The sequence below is a fragment of the Salipiger sp. 1_MG-2023 genome (assembly GCF_030547555.1).
Classification (GTDB): Bacteria; Pseudomonadota; Alphaproteobacteria; order Rhodobacterales; family Rhodobacteraceae; genus Salipiger.
In genome coordinates this window covers 16,817-32,698 of sequence record NZ_JAUOQN010000006.1, presented here as the reverse complement: position 1 = coordinate 32,698, position 15,882 = coordinate 16,817, and the positions used below count along the sequence as shown (strand labels likewise).

24 protein-coding genes, 2 tRNA genes and 1 pseudogene are annotated in these 15,882 nt (G+C 63.7%); 16 read left to right on the top strand and 11 right to left on the bottom strand.

The window, feature by feature from the left end; all coding sequences use genetic code 11:
- Positions 1-2: 2 nt before the first annotated feature.
- The 8 genes and pseudogenes from Q4543_RS04715 to Q4543_RS04680 all read left to right on the top strand — a co-directional run bounded on the left by Q4543_RS04715 (position 3) and on the right by Q4543_RS04680 (position 4,939).
- Complete coding sequence (locus tag Q4543_RS04715) at positions 3-1,364, top strand: YfjI family protein (RefSeq protein ID WP_303436625.1); 1,362 nt, start codon at positions 3-5, stop codon at positions 1,362-1,364.
- On the top strand, positions 1,361-1,840 hold the full coding sequence (locus tag Q4543_RS04710; protein WP_303436623.1) for a hypothetical protein: 480 nt from the start codon (positions 1,361-1,363) through the stop codon (positions 1,838-1,840). Before Q4543_RS04715 ends, Q4543_RS04710 begins: the two co-directional genes overlap by 4 nt.
- Positions 1,830-2,156: a hypothetical protein gene (locus Q4543_RS04705; protein WP_303436622.1), complete on the top strand. Its 327-nt coding sequence runs from the start codon at positions 1,830-1,832 to the stop codon at positions 2,154-2,156. The genes Q4543_RS04710 and Q4543_RS04705 overlap by 11 nt, the downstream gene beginning before the upstream one ends.
- A gap of 313 nt (positions 2,157-2,469) precedes the next feature.
- A pseudogene (locus Q4543_RS24605) lies at positions 2,470-2,745 on the top strand (HK97 family phage prohead protease); the annotation flags it as partial.
- 138 nt (positions 2,746-2,883) lie between these two features.
- Positions 2,884-3,927, top strand: a complete 1,044-nt coding sequence (locus tag Q4543_RS04695) for a phage major capsid protein (RefSeq protein ID WP_303436619.1) — start codon at positions 2,884-2,886, stop codon at positions 3,925-3,927.
- Positions 3,927-4,274 (top strand): hypothetical protein, encoded by a 348-nt coding sequence (locus tag Q4543_RS04690; protein WP_303436618.1) that lies wholly within the window; start codon positions 3,927-3,929, stop codon positions 4,272-4,274. The genes Q4543_RS04695 and Q4543_RS04690 overlap by 1 nt, the downstream gene beginning before the upstream one ends.
- Positions 4,264-4,455 (top strand): hypothetical protein, encoded by a 192-nt coding sequence (locus Q4543_RS04685; protein ID WP_303436617.1) that lies wholly within the window; start codon positions 4,264-4,266, stop codon positions 4,453-4,455. The genes Q4543_RS04690 and Q4543_RS04685 overlap by 11 nt, the downstream gene beginning before the upstream one ends.
- 94 nt (positions 4,456-4,549) lie before the next feature.
- Positions 4,550-4,939: a hypothetical protein gene (locus Q4543_RS04680; protein WP_303436616.1), complete on the top strand. Its 390-nt coding sequence runs from the start codon at positions 4,550-4,552 to the stop codon at positions 4,937-4,939.
- Positions 4,940-4,972: 33 nt separating this feature from the next.
- Here the strand turns inward: Q4543_RS04680 and Q4543_RS04675 are convergent, their stop codons facing one another.
- Complete coding sequence (locus tag Q4543_RS04675) at positions 4,973-5,200, bottom strand: helix-turn-helix transcriptional regulator (RefSeq protein WP_303436614.1); 228 nt, start codon at positions 5,198-5,200, stop codon at positions 4,973-4,975.
- Positions 5,201-5,282: 82 nt separating this feature from the next.
- Between Q4543_RS04675 and Q4543_RS04670 the strand changes: the two genes are divergently transcribed.
- Together Q4543_RS04670 and Q4543_RS04665 are read left to right on the top strand one after the other, a co-directional pair.
- A complete protein-coding gene (locus Q4543_RS04670) occupies positions 5,283-5,792 on the top strand; it encodes a hypothetical protein (protein ID WP_303436613.1) in 510 nt (169 codons plus the stop codon).
- Positions 5,789-5,971, top strand: coding sequence for a hypothetical protein (locus Q4543_RS04665; protein ID WP_303436612.1), 183 nt, complete (start codon positions 5,789-5,791; stop codon positions 5,969-5,971). The genes Q4543_RS04670 and Q4543_RS04665 overlap by 4 nt, the downstream gene beginning before the upstream one ends.
- 120 nt (positions 5,972-6,091) lie before the next feature.
- On the opposite strand, the gene Q4543_RS04660 is transcribed toward Q4543_RS04665, so the two are convergent.
- Positions 6,092-6,177, bottom strand: a tRNA-Leu gene (locus Q4543_RS04660).
- 148 nt (positions 6,178-6,325) lie between these two features.
- Here Q4543_RS04660 and Q4543_RS04655 point away from each other — a divergent pair.
- Positions 6,326-7,309, top strand: a complete 984-nt coding sequence (locus Q4543_RS04655) for a complex I NDUFA9 subunit family protein (protein ID WP_303436611.1) — start codon at positions 6,326-6,328, stop codon at positions 7,307-7,309.
- Positions 7,310-7,373: 64 nt separating this feature from the next.
- On the opposite strand, the gene Q4543_RS04650 is transcribed toward Q4543_RS04655, so the two are convergent.
- The 4 genes from Q4543_RS04650 to Q4543_RS04635 form a co-directional block, all read right to left on the bottom strand.
- A complete protein-coding gene (locus Q4543_RS04650) occupies positions 7,374-7,637 on the bottom strand; it encodes a DUF6455 family protein (protein WP_216006223.1) in 264 nt (87 codons plus the stop codon).
- 5 nt (positions 7,638-7,642) lie between these two features.
- Positions 7,643-7,957 (bottom strand): DUF6455 family protein, encoded by a 315-nt coding sequence (locus tag Q4543_RS04645; RefSeq protein ID WP_303436609.1) that lies wholly within the window; start codon positions 7,955-7,957, stop codon positions 7,643-7,645.
- Between the two features lie 30 nt (positions 7,958-7,987).
- Positions 7,988-8,245 (bottom strand): DUF6455 family protein, encoded by a 258-nt coding sequence (locus Q4543_RS04640; protein ID WP_303436608.1) that lies wholly within the window; start codon positions 8,243-8,245, stop codon positions 7,988-7,990.
- 137 nt (positions 8,246-8,382) lie between these two features.
- Positions 8,383-9,093, bottom strand: coding sequence for a M48 family metallopeptidase (locus Q4543_RS04635; protein WP_303436607.1), 711 nt, complete (start codon positions 9,091-9,093; stop codon positions 8,383-8,385).
- Between the two features lie 134 nt (positions 9,094-9,227).
- Between Q4543_RS04635 and Q4543_RS04630 the strand changes: the two genes are divergently transcribed.
- Positions 9,228-9,464: a hypothetical protein gene (locus tag Q4543_RS04630; RefSeq protein ID WP_303436605.1), complete on the top strand. Its 237-nt coding sequence runs from the start codon at positions 9,228-9,230 to the stop codon at positions 9,462-9,464.
- Here the strand turns inward: Q4543_RS04630 and Q4543_RS04625 are convergent.
- Complete coding sequence (locus Q4543_RS04625; protein WP_216006218.1) at positions 9,461-9,718, bottom strand: DUF167 domain-containing protein; 258 nt, start codon at positions 9,716-9,718, stop codon at positions 9,461-9,463. The two genes, Q4543_RS04630 and Q4543_RS04625, sit on opposite strands and share 4 nt — an antisense overlap.
- A gap of 120 nt (positions 9,719-9,838) precedes the next feature.
- Between Q4543_RS04625 and Q4543_RS04620 the strand changes: the two genes are divergently transcribed.
- The gene (locus Q4543_RS04620; RefSeq protein WP_216006217.1) at positions 9,839-10,417 is read left to right on the top strand and encodes a nitroreductase; all 579 of its coding nucleotides are present in this window, start codon (positions 9,839-9,841) and stop codon (positions 10,415-10,417) included.
- Positions 10,414-11,115, top strand: a complete 702-nt coding sequence (locus Q4543_RS04615) for an EI24 domain-containing protein (protein WP_303436602.1) — start codon at positions 10,414-10,416, stop codon at positions 11,113-11,115. The genes Q4543_RS04620 and Q4543_RS04615 overlap by 4 nt, the downstream gene beginning before the upstream one ends.
- Positions 11,116-11,117: 2 nt before the next feature.
- Here the strand turns inward: Q4543_RS04615 and Q4543_RS04610 are convergent, their stop codons facing one another.
- Positions 11,118-11,405 carry a DUF1467 family protein gene (locus tag Q4543_RS04610; protein WP_303436600.1) on the bottom strand — a complete coding sequence of 96 codons (288 nt, stop codon included), beginning with the start codon at positions 11,403-11,405 and terminating at the stop codon, positions 11,118-11,120.
- Complete coding sequence (gene mce / locus Q4543_RS04605) at positions 11,405-11,809, bottom strand: methylmalonyl-CoA epimerase (protein WP_303436599.1); 405 nt, start codon at positions 11,807-11,809, stop codon at positions 11,405-11,407. The genes Q4543_RS04610 and mce overlap by 1 nt, the downstream gene beginning before the upstream one ends.
- A 130-nt stretch (positions 11,810-11,939) precedes the next feature.
- Between mce and Q4543_RS04600 the strand changes: the two genes are divergently transcribed.
- The gene (locus tag Q4543_RS04600) at positions 11,940-12,656 is read left to right on the top strand and encodes a response regulator (protein ID WP_303436598.1); all 717 of its coding nucleotides are present in this window, start codon (positions 11,940-11,942) and stop codon (positions 12,654-12,656) included.
- Between the two features lie 256 nt (positions 12,657-12,912).
- On the opposite strand, the gene Q4543_RS04595 is transcribed toward Q4543_RS04600, so the two are convergent.
- Together Q4543_RS04595 and Q4543_RS04590 are read right to left on the bottom strand one after the other, a co-directional pair.
- Positions 12,913-14,028 carry an alanine racemase gene (locus tag Q4543_RS04595; protein WP_303436597.1) on the bottom strand — a complete coding sequence of 372 codons (1,116 nt, stop codon included), beginning with the start codon at positions 14,026-14,028 and terminating at the stop codon, positions 12,913-12,915.
- A 15-nt stretch (positions 14,029-14,043) separates the two neighbouring features.
- On the bottom strand, positions 14,044-15,468 hold the full coding sequence (locus Q4543_RS04590; RefSeq protein ID WP_303436596.1) for an amidase: 1,425 nt from the start codon (positions 15,466-15,468) through the stop codon (positions 14,044-14,046).
- A 167-nt stretch (positions 15,469-15,635) separates the two neighbouring features.
- Here Q4543_RS04590 and Q4543_RS04585 point away from each other — a divergent pair.
- A tRNA-Met gene (locus Q4543_RS04585) sits at positions 15,636-15,712 on the top strand.
- The last annotated feature ends 170 nt before the right edge of the window (positions 15,713-15,882 follow it).

Genomic DNA, 15,882 nt, shown 5'->3' with positions numbered 1-15,882 from the left:
GGATGCGCAGCGCGGCGGTGTCGAAAGGTGCGCCTGCCGATTATGTCATGGCTGCGCTCTTGTCCGTCTGTGGTTCGTTGATCGGCAACACGCGCTGGCCGTCGCCTTGGGCCGGATGGGCCGAGCCGCCCGTGGTCTGGTCGGTTATTATCGGCAACCCGTCCGCTGGCAAAAGCCCTGCCATGGATGCAGTCCTTGTACCTCTAAAGCGTGTCGAACGTGCCATGCGCGAGGCGGCGCAATTCGAACTGGCAGAGTGGCGCGGGAAGGCCGAAGTCGCAAAGCTGGCCGAAAGCGCTTGGAAGGAGGCGGTCAAGGCCGCAATCAAATCCGGCGATGAACCGCCCGCGCGTCCGTCCAGCGCCAATCCCGGTGCCGAACCGCCCATGCCACGCCTTGCTGTGTCAGATGCCACCGTTGAAAAGCTGGCGGTCATCATGGCAGGCCAGCCGCGCGGAACCCTGATGGCCCGAGACGAGCTGGCGGGATGGCTGGGCAACATGAGCCGCTACTCTGGCGGATCAGATCGCCCCTTCTGGTTAGAATCCTATGGCGGTCGGTCCTTTTCGGTCGAACGCATGGGGCGCGATCCTGTCTATATCGACCGGCTGACCATCGGTGTTTTGGGCGGCATCCAACCCGACCGCCTGCGCAGTCTGTTAATGAAGTCGGACGACGACGGACTGCTGGCGCGCTTTCTGCCCGTCTGGCCGCATCCTGCGCCGGTCAAGCGCCCCGATGCGCTGCACGACGAGGCCTTCATCGACAACGCTTTGCGTCGCCTGTTGTTGCTGGAAATGCCCGTAGATGACGAGGGACATAAGCGCCCCTGGTTCATCCCTTTCGAGGATGACGCCCGCGATCTGCTCGACATGTTCCGTCAGTTTGTCAGGGAGTGGGAAATCGGGGCCGAGGGATTGCTTCTGTCTTTTGTCGGCAAGTTGCCGGGTTTGGCGGTGCGGCTGTCTCTGGTGTTGGCGATGATGGAATGGGCTACCGGCGAGTTTGATGAACCGCACACTGTGACGGCACATCACTTCGGGCGCGCGTCACATCTTGTTGCCGAATACCTCTTGCCGATGGCGCGCCGGGCCTATGCCGAACATGCCGGTGGCCAATCGCAACGAGCCGGACGGGCATTGGCCGCACTGATCCGTGAAGAAGGTTGGCAGCGTTTCACTGCCCGCGATGTTCGCCGCAAACAGCGGACCCACCTTCAGGACATGCAGGCGATCAATCCTGCCTTGAAGATCCTTGAAACCGCAGACCTGGTGAAGCTGATCGAGGTGCCGTCAGGGCCGAAGGGCGGCGCACCCAAGCGTCTCTATTCCGTCAACCCCTTGGTGCATGAGGTAGACCAATGAGCATCTGGCTTGAAGCGGCGAGAAAGAGTCTCTGCCAAACTGACAGAACTGACATTACTGACAGAACCTCCGAAACCCGAACGGAAACCTGTTTGAAAACGGTGCCCGCAGAGGTTCCGTCAGTTTTGTCAGTTTGTCAGTACGATGGGATTGCCCCCATCGCGCCCGCGACGTTCACGGCGGAGCGCAAGAAGGCGTATCTTCGGAAGTATCCCGAGACGGCGGCGGGGGTTGCTGGCGGAAAGGCGCGCCAAGGTTCAGCGGCGGACAACTTGTCATTTGCTGAAGACCAAGCATCCAAGACCGGCGTGTCACCCTATCCGGCATCGGTCGGAAACCGGCTGACAACCTGGACGGGGCGCGTGGTCAGTCTCGACGCATGGCGCAGCCTGACAGATTGGGAATGCCACGGGCCGCGAGGCAAGCATTGGAGCGGGATCACCCGCCAGTGGGAGGACGCCGATCATGGACGATGATGTTGCAGCCCGCTTCGACCGCATCGAAGCCATGCTAGAGCGCATGACGGAAGGGCATCCCGATTTCCTTACCCCGGCGTTGCGTAGGGCAATGCGCACCGAATGGGTGACGGCAGGCGAGCTATGGGCGCTTGCGCAAGCTCTGGACATGGCAGCGGAAGCCGAGGGCAACCCGAGGCCGGAGCTGCCCGAAGCCCTGCAACTCGCCGGTCTTTTGTCATCTCATGGCTTGGGCCGATGGCTGGCAAAGCGTGAAGGCCAAGGCTTCATCCGGGGTGCCGCGACCAATGGCGGAACGCTCTGGCACGTCGAATGAACGACCGGGGGGGGCGGTCAATCTCGCCAGCGGGTCGAACCGGAAACCGGGATACTACCTCCGTTTGCAATATCTGCGCCCGGAAAGGGGGGTGGGGGTTTGACCGACCCGTGATTTCACCGGCCCGAGATCACCGACGCCATTTCGAGACCATCGCGAACGTGAGATGATTCAACCATGGCCGCTGTGAAGCGCCCGATCCCATAGAAGGAACCGACTGTTGAATAGGGCCTATTCAAAATTGACCATCAAAAGCGTGGATGCGGAAACCGGCATTATCGTCGGACTCGCATCCACGCCGCAAACCGACCGCATGGGCGATGTGGTAGAGCCGCAAGGCGCGGTATTCAAACTGCCCGTTCCCCTGTTGCTTTCGCACGATCACAACGCGCCGGTTGGTGCTGTCATCGAGGCCGCGATAACACCCGAAGGCATCCGCGTTGTGGCCAAGCTGGCATTGCAGGCGTCGGATCGAGTGCGCGAATGCTGGGAATTGATCAAGGCGGGCGCGCTTCGCGGCCTGTCGATTGGTTTCACGTCCCTGAAACACGAACCCCTCCCCGGCGGAGGATACCGTTTCACATCATGGGATTGGCATGAACTGTCTGTCTGCGCAGTCCCTGCCAATGCCGGTGCCACAATCGCCAATATCAAACATTTCGCAGCCCAGCCGGTGAAGGCGCTGCGCATCCATCCTGTCTCGGAAACTCGCAAGGAAGCCAAGCCCATGAAGATCGCAACCCGAATTGATGATCTGGAACAGATTTCCAACGGCGCCCTTGTGCCGTGGCTGAGCCGTATGAAAGCGCTTGGCGTTGCACAGAGCGGCAACATCGAGGCCACGGCGCGCGAGATGGGCGCGCCTGCCGAACTGGCTGCAAAGCTCAAGGCCGCTGTCGGTGCCGAAACCACTGACGGCGCGCCCGGTCTGGCGGGATCTTCCGCCGCCGTTGTCGGCTTCATTTCTCAGATGCGCACGCAATCCGTTCTGGCGCGCATCTTTTCCGAACGCTGGGCGATGCAGGTGCCGTTCAACACGCGGCTGATGAGCATCGGCCTGGAAGCGAATGCCGCCGTTGTCGGTGGTGGTCTGCCGATCCCGGTGCAGGGCCTGCCATGGGATGATCCGCTAATCGTGAACCCCGAGAAGATCGCGGCGGCGCTGGTGCTGACCAATGAACTTTGGAACAACACCAGCGCGGCGGGCCAGAGCTTTGTGAACGTCCAGTTGCGCGCGGCAATCGCTGCGGCCTGCGACCGTTTCCTTTTCACCAAGCTGACAAGCGGTGGCACCTTTGACGGAACCGTCAACACGCAACTCGGACGCCCTGACCCCGACGGCCTTCACGTTGCACTGCTGGCCGCTCTGAACCGGGTCAACACCCGCGCGGCGGGCAATCTGGTCTGGGCCGTCTCTCCCCAAGCGGCAAACATGCTGGCGCTGCTGGATGACGACACGCTTAACCCGTTTGGCGGCACCATCGCCAAGATCCCAGCCGTCATGACTTCCGCCTTTACGGGCAGTCGCCTGAGCTTGATCGACGCGGCGGCAATCGGTGGCAATATAGAGCGGCTGGAAATCACATCGTCCGACGAGGCCGCAATTGAAATGGCCGACGATCCCACGAACACGTCGGCAACCCCGAGCGGCACCAACCTTGTTTCGATGTTCCAGACAAACAGCACGGTGGTCAAGTATGTGCTGAACCTTGGACTTGAGCCGGTGCGCGACGATGCCGCTGCGTTCATCAGCTTTGAGGAATACAGCTAATGGCCCCGACACGGGAACAGATCCTTTCAGCCTGGGCGAAGTGGGATGCGGCGCAGCCCATGACTGCCGAAGAACAGGCACTACTGACAACCGACGCCACTGGGGCGCGGCACATCCCCGATGACCCACACGCGGCACAGATGAAAGCCTTCCTGGCGGAACACGGACACAAGCCGGTCACGCACAAGGCTCTGTCGGACCTGATGCAAGGTCAGGCCGAAATCTTCGCGGATGTGATCCGACCTTTGCGCCGCCGCATCGACGCACTGGAAGCCGAGGTTCGCGCCGGTCACGCGCGGGTCTTGGCGCTGGAAGCTGAACAGGAGGACTATACCGATGCTGACTGACGACATAGCCGCCGCATTCCGGCAGGCGCTGAACCGGGAACTGCTGGGCATCGAACAGATCGACGCAGAGCTTACAGAGGATGCGCGGTGCGTCTTGCTCTATGGTCACACGTCTGACCCGAGCGTGACCTACATCGCATCGCTGCCGATCCCCGGTGCAATCGAGTGGTGCAAAGCATGACAGGGGGGGCGATCAATTTTCTATCCGCTCAAGGATCGGAAACCGGTCGCCCCGTCTTCTGTACGCACCTCCAATTCAACATTTTGGAAATGACATGGCGAGACCAAGAACGCCGATGGCGAAAGCAAAGCTGACAGGGGCAGACAAGGCGCACCCCGAACGGTTCCGAGGCAGGTTCAACCCGAAGGGAGAGCAGCCGGTGGGAGATCCGCCCTCGTTCATGACTGCCAAGGAAAAGACCGCATGGCGGGATTTCGCCCGGCGCTGGCCTTGGCTGACGGCAGCGGATGAGCCTGCGCTAGTCGCACTCGCCCAGCTTCGGGCGCTGATCGAAGACCCGAAAGAGCAAAAGACGGCGGCGCTGTATACGGCCTACCGGCTGGCGATTAACGAGTTTGGCGGAACGTCGGTGTCGCGCTCAAAGGTTCACGCCCCTGTCGCCGAAGACGAAAGCGACCCGTTCGCAAAATTCGGAATGCAGTGAGCTGCGTTGAACTTGCGAGTTGGCGTTAAAGGTTCACGCTTTCCGCAGCCTGACCCCTGCGCCGCCGCCATTCTCTGCGATGAACTCGACCCCGGCGGATTCGAGGGCCGCGCGGATTGCAGAGATTGCCGCGTCAGAAACGATACGCCGCTCACGCTCGAAATCAATCACGGTGGATTGCCCTAGATCGGAAGCTTTCGCCAACTCTGTCTGCGTCATCGAGATTAGACCACGGGCGGCGCGGGATTGTGCTGGTGTCATGTATCAACGTTTTTCATTGACGGCACGTCTGCCAAGGATTATCAACGTAAAACATTGATAACCTCAATCGGAGATCCTGACAATGACCAATCAACAACCCGCCAGCGGGACCGCTACCGGCTTGCCCGATCAGGTTCGCGGTATGAAAAAAACGACCGTAGACACCCCGAGCGGCTCTTACTCGTTCTACCGTGAGTCCGATGCAGACCTGGCCACGACAGAGGGCAGGATTGACTGGTTCTGCGCTCACTTCGAGGTAGAGCCGCCGATGCTTACATACGACCCGGATGAACCCAACGCGGTCTTGCTGACTGACGAACTGCTCGAATGGGTGAAAATCGAGGGAGCCAGCATCGACTGGCTATTCACGGGGGCCGTGTCCGGGGCGCTTGCCGCCTACCGCGAGAAATATCGGATCACACCCCAAAAGGCCAAATGGACCAAGATCGTTGGCGAATTTGACGACACGGAAAAGCGGATCATTTCGGCGGGGCTATCGCTGGTGCTTGATGCCGGGGCCGACATGGATGCCGTGATGCAGCAGGTAGCTGCCCAGGTTGGCGAGTACCGCAAGACGAGGGCGGAGGCATGACCCATCACCGCAAGCTCTGCGCCGTCATCGCGATCCTGCAAGATCACATCCTTGCCGACGACGCCAACTGTGATCCCGCAAAGCTGTTCCCCCTGGGGCGGTACTCGACGGATTCCTTGGAGGTCGCGGTGCAGCTCGCAACCGAAGTCCTGGACGCGCTGGAAAAGCTGGAAGGCTGAGGCGTAAGGAATCGTCGCTTCTAGCAAAGCCCAGTCACATCAAGGATGAGGGGTAGGATAGAGGGCGGGAAGTCTGGAAATCGAATAAGTACAGGAAAATCAATGACTTACTCAGATAATTGGTGCCCAGGAGAGGACTCGAACCTCCACGGCCTTGCGGCCACTGGCACCTGAAGCCAGCGCGTCTACCATTCCGCCACCTGGGCACAGGTGGTGAGGGGGCGTTTAAAGTTGGTAGGGGGGAGTGTCAACAGAGTTTTTCAAATTGTTTTCCCTCTTTCGCAACGGCACCTTGTCGGGGCTACCCCGGACCGGTATTCAGGGCGCAACAGCCTCGCACAAGGAGCAGTCAGCATGAGCAAACTCGTCACGATCTACGGTGGCTCGGGCTTCGTCGGGCGCCATGTGGCGCGGCGCATGGCCAAGCTTGGATGGCGTGTTCGCGTTGCGGTGCGGCGCCCGAACGAGGCGCTGTTCGTCAAGGCATATGGCGCCGTCGGCCAGGTCGAGCCGGTGGTCTGCAACATCCGCGATGACGCGTCGGTGCGTTCTGTCATGCTGGGCGCGGATGCGGTGGTGAACTGTGTCGGGACCTTTGACGCGAAGGGCAAGAACAGCTTCGAGGCGATCCAGCATCAGGGTGCGGAGCGCATCGCCCGCATCGCCGCCGAACAGGGCGTGGCCCATATGGTTCAGCTTTCGGCGATCGGTGCCGACACGGACAGCGCCAGCGCCTACGCCCGGTCCAAAGCGCAGGGCGAAGAGGCCGTGCTCAAGCACATGCCCGGCGCGGTGATCTTGCGTCCGTCGGTGATCTTTGGCCCCGAGGATAGTTTTTTCAACCGGTTCGCCGGCATGTCGCGCATGGGTCCGGTGCTGCCGCTGGTCGGCGCCGAGACCAAATTCCAGCCGGTCTACGTCGATGATGTGGCGCATGCCGCCGTGCTGGGCGCGACGGGCGAGGCCGCGCCCGGCGTCTATGAACTCGGCGGACCAGAGGTCGCGACGTTCCGGGCGTTGATCGGGCAGATGCTGACGGTGATCCGGCGTCGCAGGGCGGTGGTGAACCTGCCGTTCGGGCTTGCTTCGGTGATGGGCAGCGTTTTCGAGACGCTGGCCGGGCTGAGCGGCGGCATCATTCCAGCGCAGATCACCCGCGATCAAGTGGCCAGCCTGAAATCCGACAATGTGGTGTCTGCCGGGGCGCGTGGTTTTGCCGAGCTTGGGATCACCCCGACCTCGCTTGAAGCGGTGCTTCCCGACTACCTGTGGCGGTTCCGCCCCTCGGGGCAGTATGACCTGATCAAGGAATCCGCCAAACACATGCGGCAGGGCTGACCGAAAGATCACCTTGCGGCGCAGCATCGGACAGGACGGCGGGCCGCTGTTCTGCTGAACGCGTTCAATGACGTCGGCGAAGGCGCGCCAGCGTTGCGCTGATGCAGCAGCCCTGCGGGGCAGAGGCCGCGATGCAGGTCTGACGGCCCAGCCAGCTTTCGCACGAGGACACGACGGGGCAGCCGCGGCAACTGGTGACCATCCGGGCGTATTCCTCGGCCTCGAGCCTGCCGCAGCGCATCTCTTCGGCGAGACTGAGCCCCATGACCCGCGCCACGCTTCGGGTCATCCAGAAATGTCGCGCGGGATCTCCAAGGGGACGTGGCATCGGTTTCACTCTGCTTGCAGTCTGGTCCTCAGGTCGGCGAAATGCGCGCGGTTGCCGCAATTGGCTGGCGTGTCACGCAGCGCCTGTTCGGGCTGGTCGAGCCAACGCTGGCAGCCCTGCACCCAAGCGCAGCCGCGACAGCGTTCGATCATCGCTGCCCATTGCTCTTGCGTCAGGTGGCCGTCATCGCTGGCGGCGGCAAGATCGGTGCCGTTGGCGCGTGCCATGCGCTGGACCAGCCAGTAATGATCGGTCCGCGCGCCCAGTGGCCGAGGGCGGCGCGTGTCTTGCGCCTTCGTGGTTGGCGGGGTGTCGAACATGTTGGTTTCCTCTCCCATCGGTGCGCCCTGTCAGGCGTCGCGCAAGGCCGCGAACAGGATCAGGTTGCGGCAGTAATGCGGGGCGTCGGACGCAACATCGGTGCGCGCGGCCAGCCAGGATTCACAGGCGCCGGGCTGGGTGCAGTTGGTGCAGCTGAGCACCGCGTCCTCGATCGCGCCAAGGTTGAGTTTGCCGCGCAAGATCTGTTCTTCGAGATCGACCCCCAAGGCGGATGCCATGTGATCGACAAGCTTTGCGTGACGCTCAAGCGGATTGGGGCCGGGCATATCTTCATTCCCCCATGCTGGGTATGTCGGACGATCGTTCCGACATCCTAGCAAGGTGAAGACGCGGTGCCTTTGATGCAGGTCAACGCTCGCCCTTTGCGTGCAAGGGGCGTGACGTGGTTGGCCTCTGGCAGGGATCAGTTGGTGGCGCGGTAGGTTTCGGCGGTGCGGCGGACGATCTCGATCCGGGCCGCGTTGGGCGGGTGCGAGCCAAGGAAACGATCGCCCGGATCGGGGATGCGGGTGAAGAAGGCCGCGCCTTTCAGCGGATCATACCCGGCCTTGATCGCAAGGATCGTGCCCAGTTGATCTGCCTGAAGCTCGTATTCCTTGGAAAAGGTCCGCGCGCCCACCGACGCCCCGAATTCCTCGGCAGTGCGCACCGCCGCATCGTCGGCGCCGGACATGGCGGCAAGGCCGGAAAAGATGATGGCGCCAACTGCTGCATCCTCTTCGACGCGGGCAAGATGCCCGAGGATGTGATGCGCCGATTCATGACTCATGACAAATGCCAGCTCGTCGGGGTTCTGCACCGAGGCGATCATCGCAAGATTGAAGGCAAGAATCGGGCGCCCGTAATCGTCGAGCGTTTGAAAGGCATTGGCCTCGGTGGCGGGCCGGTCGTCGACAACGATGAGAAAGTCGCAGTTCAGCCCGCGGGTGCTGCGCCGGCATTCGTCTTCGACCACCGGCTCGACGGTGGTGGCGACGTCGATGAACTGGCGGGTCGCCCGTTCGGCGCGCTGCTCTGCCGAGGTCATCGGGGCGCTGCCGGTCGGCGTGGTCGCGATCGGAACGGCCCCGCAGGCCGCAAGAGCGAGAAAGAGCAGCGGCAGGAAGCGGCGCATGGCGAACAATGCCTTATTCGGGACTATCATGCCCCAAGCATAGGCGCGCCGGAAGGGCGGCGCCAGACATGCGACCGGCCACGCGGCGAATTTCAGGGATAGGCAGCCTTGATGCAACGGGCTAGGCTGGCCGTATGTTCAGCATAGAGCACGAATTCGACGCCACGGTCGTCACGCTTGTCGACGAGGGCGCCCCACATCTCCAGGAAGACGTGATCGTCTCCGGGTTCGAGGAGTGCGTAACGGTCGAGCAATACGACCCGCGCACCGACAGCGTGAACAAGATCACCCTGTCGATGACCCAGATGCGCGACCTTGCCGCCGCGCTTTCGCTGCCCGAAGGGGTCTACGTGCGCAGCAAGCCCGACTAGGGCTCGACCCGGAACAGCTTGTCGCGTGACGTGGCGCCGCGCAGCAGGGTCAGCCGCGATTTCGGCACGCCAAGCGCTTTTGCCAGCAGCTTGATCACGGCGGCATTGGCCTTGCCGTCTTCGGGCACGGTGGTGACATAGACGCGCAGTGCGCCGTCTTCGTCGCGGATCTCGTTGCGCGAGGCCTTGGGGGTCACGCGCAGCTCGATCAACGCGCCGGGCGTTGCAAGATGGGGCAGGGTGGGCTTGGCCATAGGGTCTCCGTTGGGCTGAAGCAGCGGTAGCAGGGGCGGGCAGGCCCGGCAACGGCGGCTTCGGGTTGAAAGCCCGCGCCGAAAGCCTGACATAAGGGCTGACCCTTCAAGGAGATGCGCATGCCCGTTCCCAACCCCGCAGCGATGGAGTTTCTGCTGAGCCGGCGCTCGCGTCCGGCCAAGACGCTGACCGGCCCGGCCCCCGACCGCACGGCATTGCTGCCGATCCTCGAAGCGGCGGCGCGCACGCCCGATCACGGCAAACTGGAGCCGTGGCGATTTATCGTGCTGCAGGGCGACGCGCTGGCCCGGCTGGCCGAGGCGGCGGGCGCACGCGGCACGGCGCTGGGTCTGGCCGAGGACGTCGCGGGCAAGGGGCGCAAGCAATTTGCCGACAGCCCGCTCTGCGTTGCCGTGGTGGAATCGCCCAAGGACAGCCCCAAGGTGCCCGCCATCGAACAGACCTATTCCGCCGGCGCAGTCTGCCTTGCGCTGCTCAATGCCGCGCTGGCCAGCGGCTGGGGGGCGAACTGGCTGACCGGCTGGATCGCCGAAGACCGGGAGTTTGTCGAGCAGACGCTGGGCCTTGCCCCGCATGAGCGCATCGCCGGGTTCCTGCATATCGGCACCGAAACCTCGGCGCCGCCGGATCGCCCGCGCCCGGATCTGGATGCCGTCGTAAGCTGGGTCTCGGAATGATCCCCGGCGCGTTTCTGGCCGCCGTCGGCCAACTTGGAGATCCGCGCTTTCGCATGGTGCTGCTCAAGGGGGTGGGCATCACCATCGGCATTTTCGTGGCGATTTACGTGCTGTTTGTGCAGGTGATCGGCTGGTTCATCGGCGATGGGGTCAGCCTGCCGTGGGTCGGCACGGTGACTTGGGTCGATGATGCGGTCAGCTGGGGCGCTGTCCCGCTGATGCTGCTGCTGTCGGTGGTGCTGATGGTGCCGGTCGCCTCGGCAGTGACGGGGCTGTTTCTCGATGATGTGGCGCAGGCGGTCGAAGATCGGCACTATCCGGGGCTGCCCCCGGCAAACGAGCTAAGCCTGCTGGACAACATCCGGGATTCGCTTGGATTTCTTGGGGTTCTGGTGCTTGCGAACGTGGTGGCGCTGGTGTTGTACCTGCTGCTGGCCCCGCTTGCGCCGTTTATCTTCTGGGGGCTGAACGGCTTTCTGCTCGGGCGGGAATATTTCACCCTTGCGGCGATCCGCCGGGTGGGGCGCACGGGCGCGGCGCAGCTGCGCCGCCGCTACCTGCCGACGATCTGGATCGCGGGCGTGCTGATGGCGGTGCCGCTGACCATCCCGCTGGTGAACCTGCTGGTGCCAATCCTTGGCGCGGCGACCTTCACCCACCTGTTCCAGCGTCTCGAGGCGCGCGCCGCGAGACGCTAGGATCACAGCTCGGGGCGCGGGCTCATCCGCTGGAACATCCACGAATCGAGTTCGCGCACCGAGATCACTCCAGACAGGATCACCCATGCCGCAAGCGCCCAGATCACCGCCGCGATGCCGGTGGTGATCAGCGCCTTGCGGCGCAGGTTGTGAACCTCGGGGCTGCTGGCATGGGTGCCATGCACCACCTCGCCGCGATCGCCCTGAGTTTCCAGCCGGAACGGGATGACGGACAGGAAGGTCATGAACCAGATGACCGCGAACAGAACAAGGCCTGAAACCGGATCCATCAGACCTGCTCGAGCTCAGTCAGGGTGCCCTGAAAATCCTTGGGATGCAGGAACAGAACCGGCTTGCCATGCGCGCCGATCTTCGGCTCGCCATCGCCAAGCACCCGTGCGCCTTGCGATTTCAGATGATCACGCGCGGCGATGATGTCTTCGACCTCGTAGCAGACATGGTGCATCCCGCCCGAGGGGTTCTTGTCGAGAAACGCCTTGATCGGAGAGTTTTCGCCCAGCGGATAGAGCAGTTCGATCTTGGTGTTGGGAAGTTCGATGAACACCACCGTGACGCCATGGTCGGGCTCGTCCTGCGGCGCGCCGACATTGGCCCCAAGCGCGTCGCGATACTGAGCCGCGGCGGCTTCAAGGTCGGGAACAGCGATGGCGATGTGATTCAGGCGGCCGATCATAGGTGTCTCCTCCAGACGTTGACGCTGAGGTTATCGCGCAAGGGGGCGGGGCTCACAAGATGGGTGCGACGTTAACCCGCCATTAGGAACAATTCGTGAAGACTGTGATGGTACCTTGATGGAGAGTGTGATGACCGACTCGGATGCCCTGCCTTCGATCCCGCGCCCCACGGCGAGCCGTCCTTTGCTTGGCATGACCGTACTCGTGGTCGAGGACAGTCGTTATGCCTGCGACGCGATGCGCCTGCTGTGCCTGCGCAGCGGTGCGCGAATCCGGCGCGCGGATTGCCTGCAATCGGCCCGGCGGCACCTGCGGGTCTATCGTCCGACAGTGGCGGTGATCGATATGGGGCTGCCGGATGGTTCGGGGGCGGAACTGATCTCGGAACTGGCGGCAACCATGCCGCGGATTTCGGTGATCCTTGGCACCAGCGGCGATACTTTCGCCGAAGATGTGGCGATGGCCGCCGGGGCCGACGGGTTTCTGCCAAAGCCAGTGGACAGCGTGATCGGCTTTCAGAACATGATCATCTCGAACCTTCCGGCCGAGCGTCGCCCGCGCGGGGTGCGTATGGTCTGCGATGAAACGGTGCGGCCCGACCCTTTGGCCTATCGCGATGACATGGCCCATGCGGCGGATGTGCTGGGCGATGATGGCGACGAGCGGATGCTGGACTACGTGACCGCGTTCCTGCGCGGCGTGGCTTTCAGCGCGGGGGATCATGCGCTGGTCGATGCCGCCGATGGGCTTGCCGACGCCCGCTCGGACGGGCGTCCGACCAAGTCGGACATCGCCCGCATTGCCGGGCTGGTGCAGGACAGGCTCGCGGATCGGGTCGCGATCTGAACCGGGCTTTCGCCGCCCACAGGACCAGCAAGTGCAAGGATACTGGCGGAATGTATCTCACGCCGGGCGTGTCGCCATCGGCGCTCACTGCTGACGTCCTTCAGCCCTTGGGTAAAGATTTTTGCGCGAAAGGCTTCGCTACGGTGCACGTTCATGAATCTTGGCAGGGTCTCTGTCGCAGATCATCCGGTCGTGCCCGTCGCTCAGCGCTGTTTGCGCCGAGCGTGCCGGACGCTCGGCGGTGGTCACGCGCCTTTCACCAGCCGCGCAGGATGGGCCAGTCTTCGGTGATCTGCATCCCGTCGCAAACGGCAAAGGCCGGATGCATCGCAACCGTCGCGCAGGCATGATTCGGGTAGATGCGCAGGCGGCTGCCGATGGGCAGTTCGGGCAGGGTGCCACTGCTGCCGGGCCGCAGGGCAAGGATGCCATGTTCCTGGCTCACAGCCCTGACGACAAGATCGCCAAAAGGCGTTCCATCCAGCGCAGCCACAAGGCCGTAGCCCTGATCGACAGGCATCGCCGCGGTGCCGTGATCCTTTGACAGCGCCATGAAACCCGCGTCGGTGACGATCCAGCCGCGGCTCGGCTGGTGGCCGATGACCGTGGTGACGACGCTGGCAGCAATGTCATCCACCGTGCCGACGCCAAGCCCTGCCATCATCAGATCGGACAGGGTGTAGACCCCGGCGCGCAGTTCAGTGATCCCCGTAAGGTCCGTGCCGTACCATGCCGTGGGGGTCGACCCGACGCTGATCACCGGGCAGGGCAGCCCCGCGTCCGTCAGCGCCTTGGCCGCCGCGAGCGCACCATCGCGTTCTTGCGTGGCCAGCGCCTGCATCGATGCCGGATCGAAACAGCCGTAAGACGCGCCGCCGTGGGTGAGAACCCCGCGCAGCGCGGCGCCCGCGTCAAGGATGCGGCCGATCTGCACGATCTCGGGCGCATCAGGGGCAAGCCCGGCGCGGGCGCCGTCGGTGTCGATCTCGATCAGCGCCGGGATCGGCGTGGGACAGCTAACAACCGCTTCGGCCTGCGCCACGCTGTCGAGAATCACCGCGATGTCGACCCCCGTTGCCCGCAGCGCGGCGACTCGGGGCAGCTTGGCTGGCGCGATGCCAACCGCATAGATCAGGTCGGTTGCGCCCGCTTGGGCAAAGGCCTCGGCTTCTTGCAGGGTCGAGACGGTTGCGGGCGCGCTCATCTCGCCAAGGATCGCCTTGGCGGCAGGCACCGATTTCACCGTCTTCAGATGCGGGCGCAGGGTGACGCCAAGCGCGTCGGCTCGGGCGCGCATTCGAGCGCAATTGGACATAAGGCGCGCCTTGTCGAGCGCAAGGAAGGGCGTGTCACGGGTGTGCAGATCCTGCATGGAACCTCCGGAAAGTCAGGGGTGGGCGAGCGCCGGCGGCCGTTGCCCGGGCCAGTCGGTCGCACGGTGATAGGCGTCGGACATGGCAAGGATCGCCGCGTCGCTGCCAGTGGGGCCAAAGAGTTGCAGGCCCATCGGCAGCCCGCTGTCCGAGAACCCGGCGGGCAGGCCCATGCAGGGCAGGCCGGCAAGGCTCACCGGCACGACGATCTCCATCCAGCGATGATAGCTGTCCATCGCCTTGCCCGCGATCGTCGAGGGCCAGCGCCAATCGACTGGAAACGGCCAGACCTGCGCCGAGGGCAGCACCAGCGCATCGAATTGCGTGAACAGCGTGGCGGCGCGGCTGTACCAGTCCGAACGGATGCGCGCGGCATCAAAGAAGGCGGCCATGGGCAGGCCGCTGCCCTGTTCGATCTCCCACAGCGATTCTGGCTTGGTCAGGGCCCGTTTCTCTGGATCGTCGCGCAGCGTACGCTTGGCATTGGCGTTGAGCCCGGCGCGCAGCGTGGTCCAGGCTGTCCAGAGGTCGTCGGCGGCGAAGGGCGGCGCCACCGGCTCGACCGTGGCGCCAAGCGTTTCGAACACCAGCAGCGCCTGTTCTACGGTTTCCAGAATTCCCGGCTCGGTCGGGTAGGCCCCGCCCCAGTCGCCAAGCCAGCCGATGCGCTTGCCCGCAAGGCTTTCGCCAAAACGGGCGGTGAAATCCTCGGACTGCCGGCCAAAGGGCACTTGGGGGTTGGGCCCGGCCAGCACCGACAGCAGCAGCGCCACGTCGCGCGGGCTGCGCGCCATTGGCCCTTCGGTCGACAGGGTCGACAGAAAGGTCTCGTCCCCGGCGTCCTTCGGCACGAGTCCCCAGCTCGGGCGAAAGCCGTAGACGTTGTTGAACGCCGCCGGATTGCGCAGCGACCCCATCATGTCGGAGCCGTCTGCAAGCGGCAGCATCCGCGTGGCCAGCGCCGCCCCGGCCCCGCCCGAAGAGCCGCCCGCGCTGCGCGTCAGATCATAGGGATTGCGCGTCGCGCCGAAGATCGGGTTGAAACTGTGCGAACCATGGCCCCATTCCGGCGTATTGGTCTTGCCGATCAGGATCGCCCCGGCGGCCTTGAGCCGGGCGGCGACCAGGGCGTCGGCCTCGGGCACGTGGTCTGCGAACACCGGAGATCCAAAGGTGGTCCGGATGCCTTGGGTTTCGACCAGATCCTTGACCGCGATCGGCATCCCGGCAAGCGGTCCGGGGTGGGGCGCGGACTCATGGGCTTCGGCCTCTGCAATCAGCTCCTCGCGCGGGCGCAGCGAGACGATGGCGTTGACCTGCGGGTTCATCGTCTCGATTCGGTCGAGGAATGCCTCCATCACGCTGCGGGCGGACAGCCCGTCGCGCATCCGGGCCGCAAGGTCGCTCGCGGCAAGGGTCGTGGGGTCGAAAGCGGTCATCGGCAGGCTCTCCTCTGGGGCGTTGCGCCGGTTCTGGCACGCGGCGGGCTGGGCTGGAACCCTTGGCCGCCGGATGGTGCAACGGAGGCCGCACCGCATGGAATAAAATGGGCGATTTTTCCGCTTGACCCAGCCGCGCGGCTCCCTTAGATCGCCCCTCACGGTTTGGCGGAGTAGCTCAGTTGGTTAGAGCAGCGGAATCATAATCCGCGTGTCGGGGGTTCAAGTCCCTCCTCCGCTACCATTAATCCCAAACAGTTTCCCCTCCTCGCCCTAAGAGCAGGGTTGAGCCGCTGGGAGTATTCGTTCTCCTTTCGTGCAGTTCCAGCTTCCGAATGGTGGATACGCCAAGCGCCGAAGCGCGATTCAGATAGTGAGCGTCTAGGATCGACGCGACCTCTTTAAGGCTGTGCC

Bases quoted from the DNA above. Each gene is read 5' to 3' on its own strand.
- Q4543_RS04715 (WP_303436625.1), top strand. From the start codon at position 3: ATGCGCAGCGCGGCGGTGTCGAAAGGTGCGCCTGCCGATTATGTCATG.
- Q4543_RS04710 (WP_303436623.1), top strand. From the start codon at position 1,361: ATGAGCATCTGGCTTGAAGCGGCGAGAAAGAGTCTCTGCCAAACTGAC.
- Q4543_RS04705 (WP_303436622.1), top strand. From the start codon at position 1,830: ATGGACGATGATGTTGCAGCCCGCTTCGACCGCATCGAAGCCATGCTA.
- Q4543_RS04695 (WP_303436619.1), top strand. From the start codon at position 2,884: ATGAAGATCGCAACCCGAATTGATGATCTGGAACAGATTTCCAACGGC.
- Q4543_RS04690 (WP_303436618.1), top strand. From the start codon at position 3,927: ATGGCCCCGACACGGGAACAGATCCTTTCAGCCTGGGCGAAGTGGGAT.
- Q4543_RS04685 (WP_303436617.1), top strand. From the start codon at position 4,264: ATGCTGACTGACGACATAGCCGCCGCATTCCGGCAGGCGCTGAACCGG.
- Q4543_RS04680 (WP_303436616.1), top strand. From the start codon at position 4,550: ATGGCGAGACCAAGAACGCCGATGGCGAAAGCAAAGCTGACAGGGGCA.
- Q4543_RS04675 (WP_303436614.1), bottom strand. From the start codon at position 5,200: ATGACACCAGCACAATCCCGCGCCGCCCGTGGTCTAATCTCGATGACG.
- Q4543_RS04670 (WP_303436613.1), top strand. From the start codon at position 5,283: ATGACCAATCAACAACCCGCCAGCGGGACCGCTACCGGCTTGCCCGAT.
- Q4543_RS04665 (WP_303436612.1), top strand. From the start codon at position 5,789: ATGACCCATCACCGCAAGCTCTGCGCCGTCATCGCGATCCTGCAAGAT.
- Q4543_RS04655 (WP_303436611.1), top strand. From the start codon at position 6,326: ATGAGCAAACTCGTCACGATCTACGGTGGCTCGGGCTTCGTCGGGCGC.
- Q4543_RS04650 (WP_216006223.1), bottom strand. From the start codon at position 7,637: ATGCCACGTCCCCTTGGAGATCCCGCGCGACATTTCTGGATGACCCGA.
- Q4543_RS04645 (WP_303436609.1), bottom strand. From the start codon at position 7,957: ATGTTCGACACCCCGCCAACCACGAAGGCGCAAGACACGCGCCGCCCT.
- Q4543_RS04640 (WP_303436608.1), bottom strand. From the start codon at position 8,245: ATGCCCGGCCCCAATCCGCTTGAGCGTCACGCAAAGCTTGTCGATCAC.
- Q4543_RS04635 (WP_303436607.1), bottom strand. From the start codon at position 9,093: ATGCGCCGCTTCCTGCCGCTGCTCTTTCTCGCTCTTGCGGCCTGCGGG.
- Q4543_RS04630 (WP_303436605.1), top strand. From the start codon at position 9,228: ATGTTCAGCATAGAGCACGAATTCGACGCCACGGTCGTCACGCTTGTC.
- Q4543_RS04625 (WP_216006218.1), bottom strand. From the start codon at position 9,718: ATGGCCAAGCCCACCCTGCCCCATCTTGCAACGCCCGGCGCGTTGATC.
- Q4543_RS04620 (WP_216006217.1), top strand. From the start codon at position 9,839: ATGCCCGTTCCCAACCCCGCAGCGATGGAGTTTCTGCTGAGCCGGCGC.
- Q4543_RS04615 (WP_303436602.1), top strand. From the start codon at position 10,414: ATGATCCCCGGCGCGTTTCTGGCCGCCGTCGGCCAACTTGGAGATCCG.
- Q4543_RS04610 (WP_303436600.1), bottom strand. From the start codon at position 11,405: ATGGATCCGGTTTCAGGCCTTGTTCTGTTCGCGGTCATCTGGTTCATG.
- mce (WP_303436599.1), bottom strand. From the start codon at position 11,809: ATGATCGGCCGCCTGAATCACATCGCCATCGCTGTTCCCGACCTTGAA.
- Q4543_RS04600 (WP_303436598.1), top strand. From the start codon at position 11,940: ATGACCGACTCGGATGCCCTGCCTTCGATCCCGCGCCCCACGGCGAGC.
- Q4543_RS04595 (WP_303436597.1), bottom strand. From the start codon at position 14,028: ATGCAGGATCTGCACACCCGTGACACGCCCTTCCTTGCGCTCGACAAG.
- Q4543_RS04590 (WP_303436596.1), bottom strand. From the start codon at position 15,468: ATGACCGCTTTCGACCCCACGACCCTTGCCGCGAGCGACCTTGCGGCC.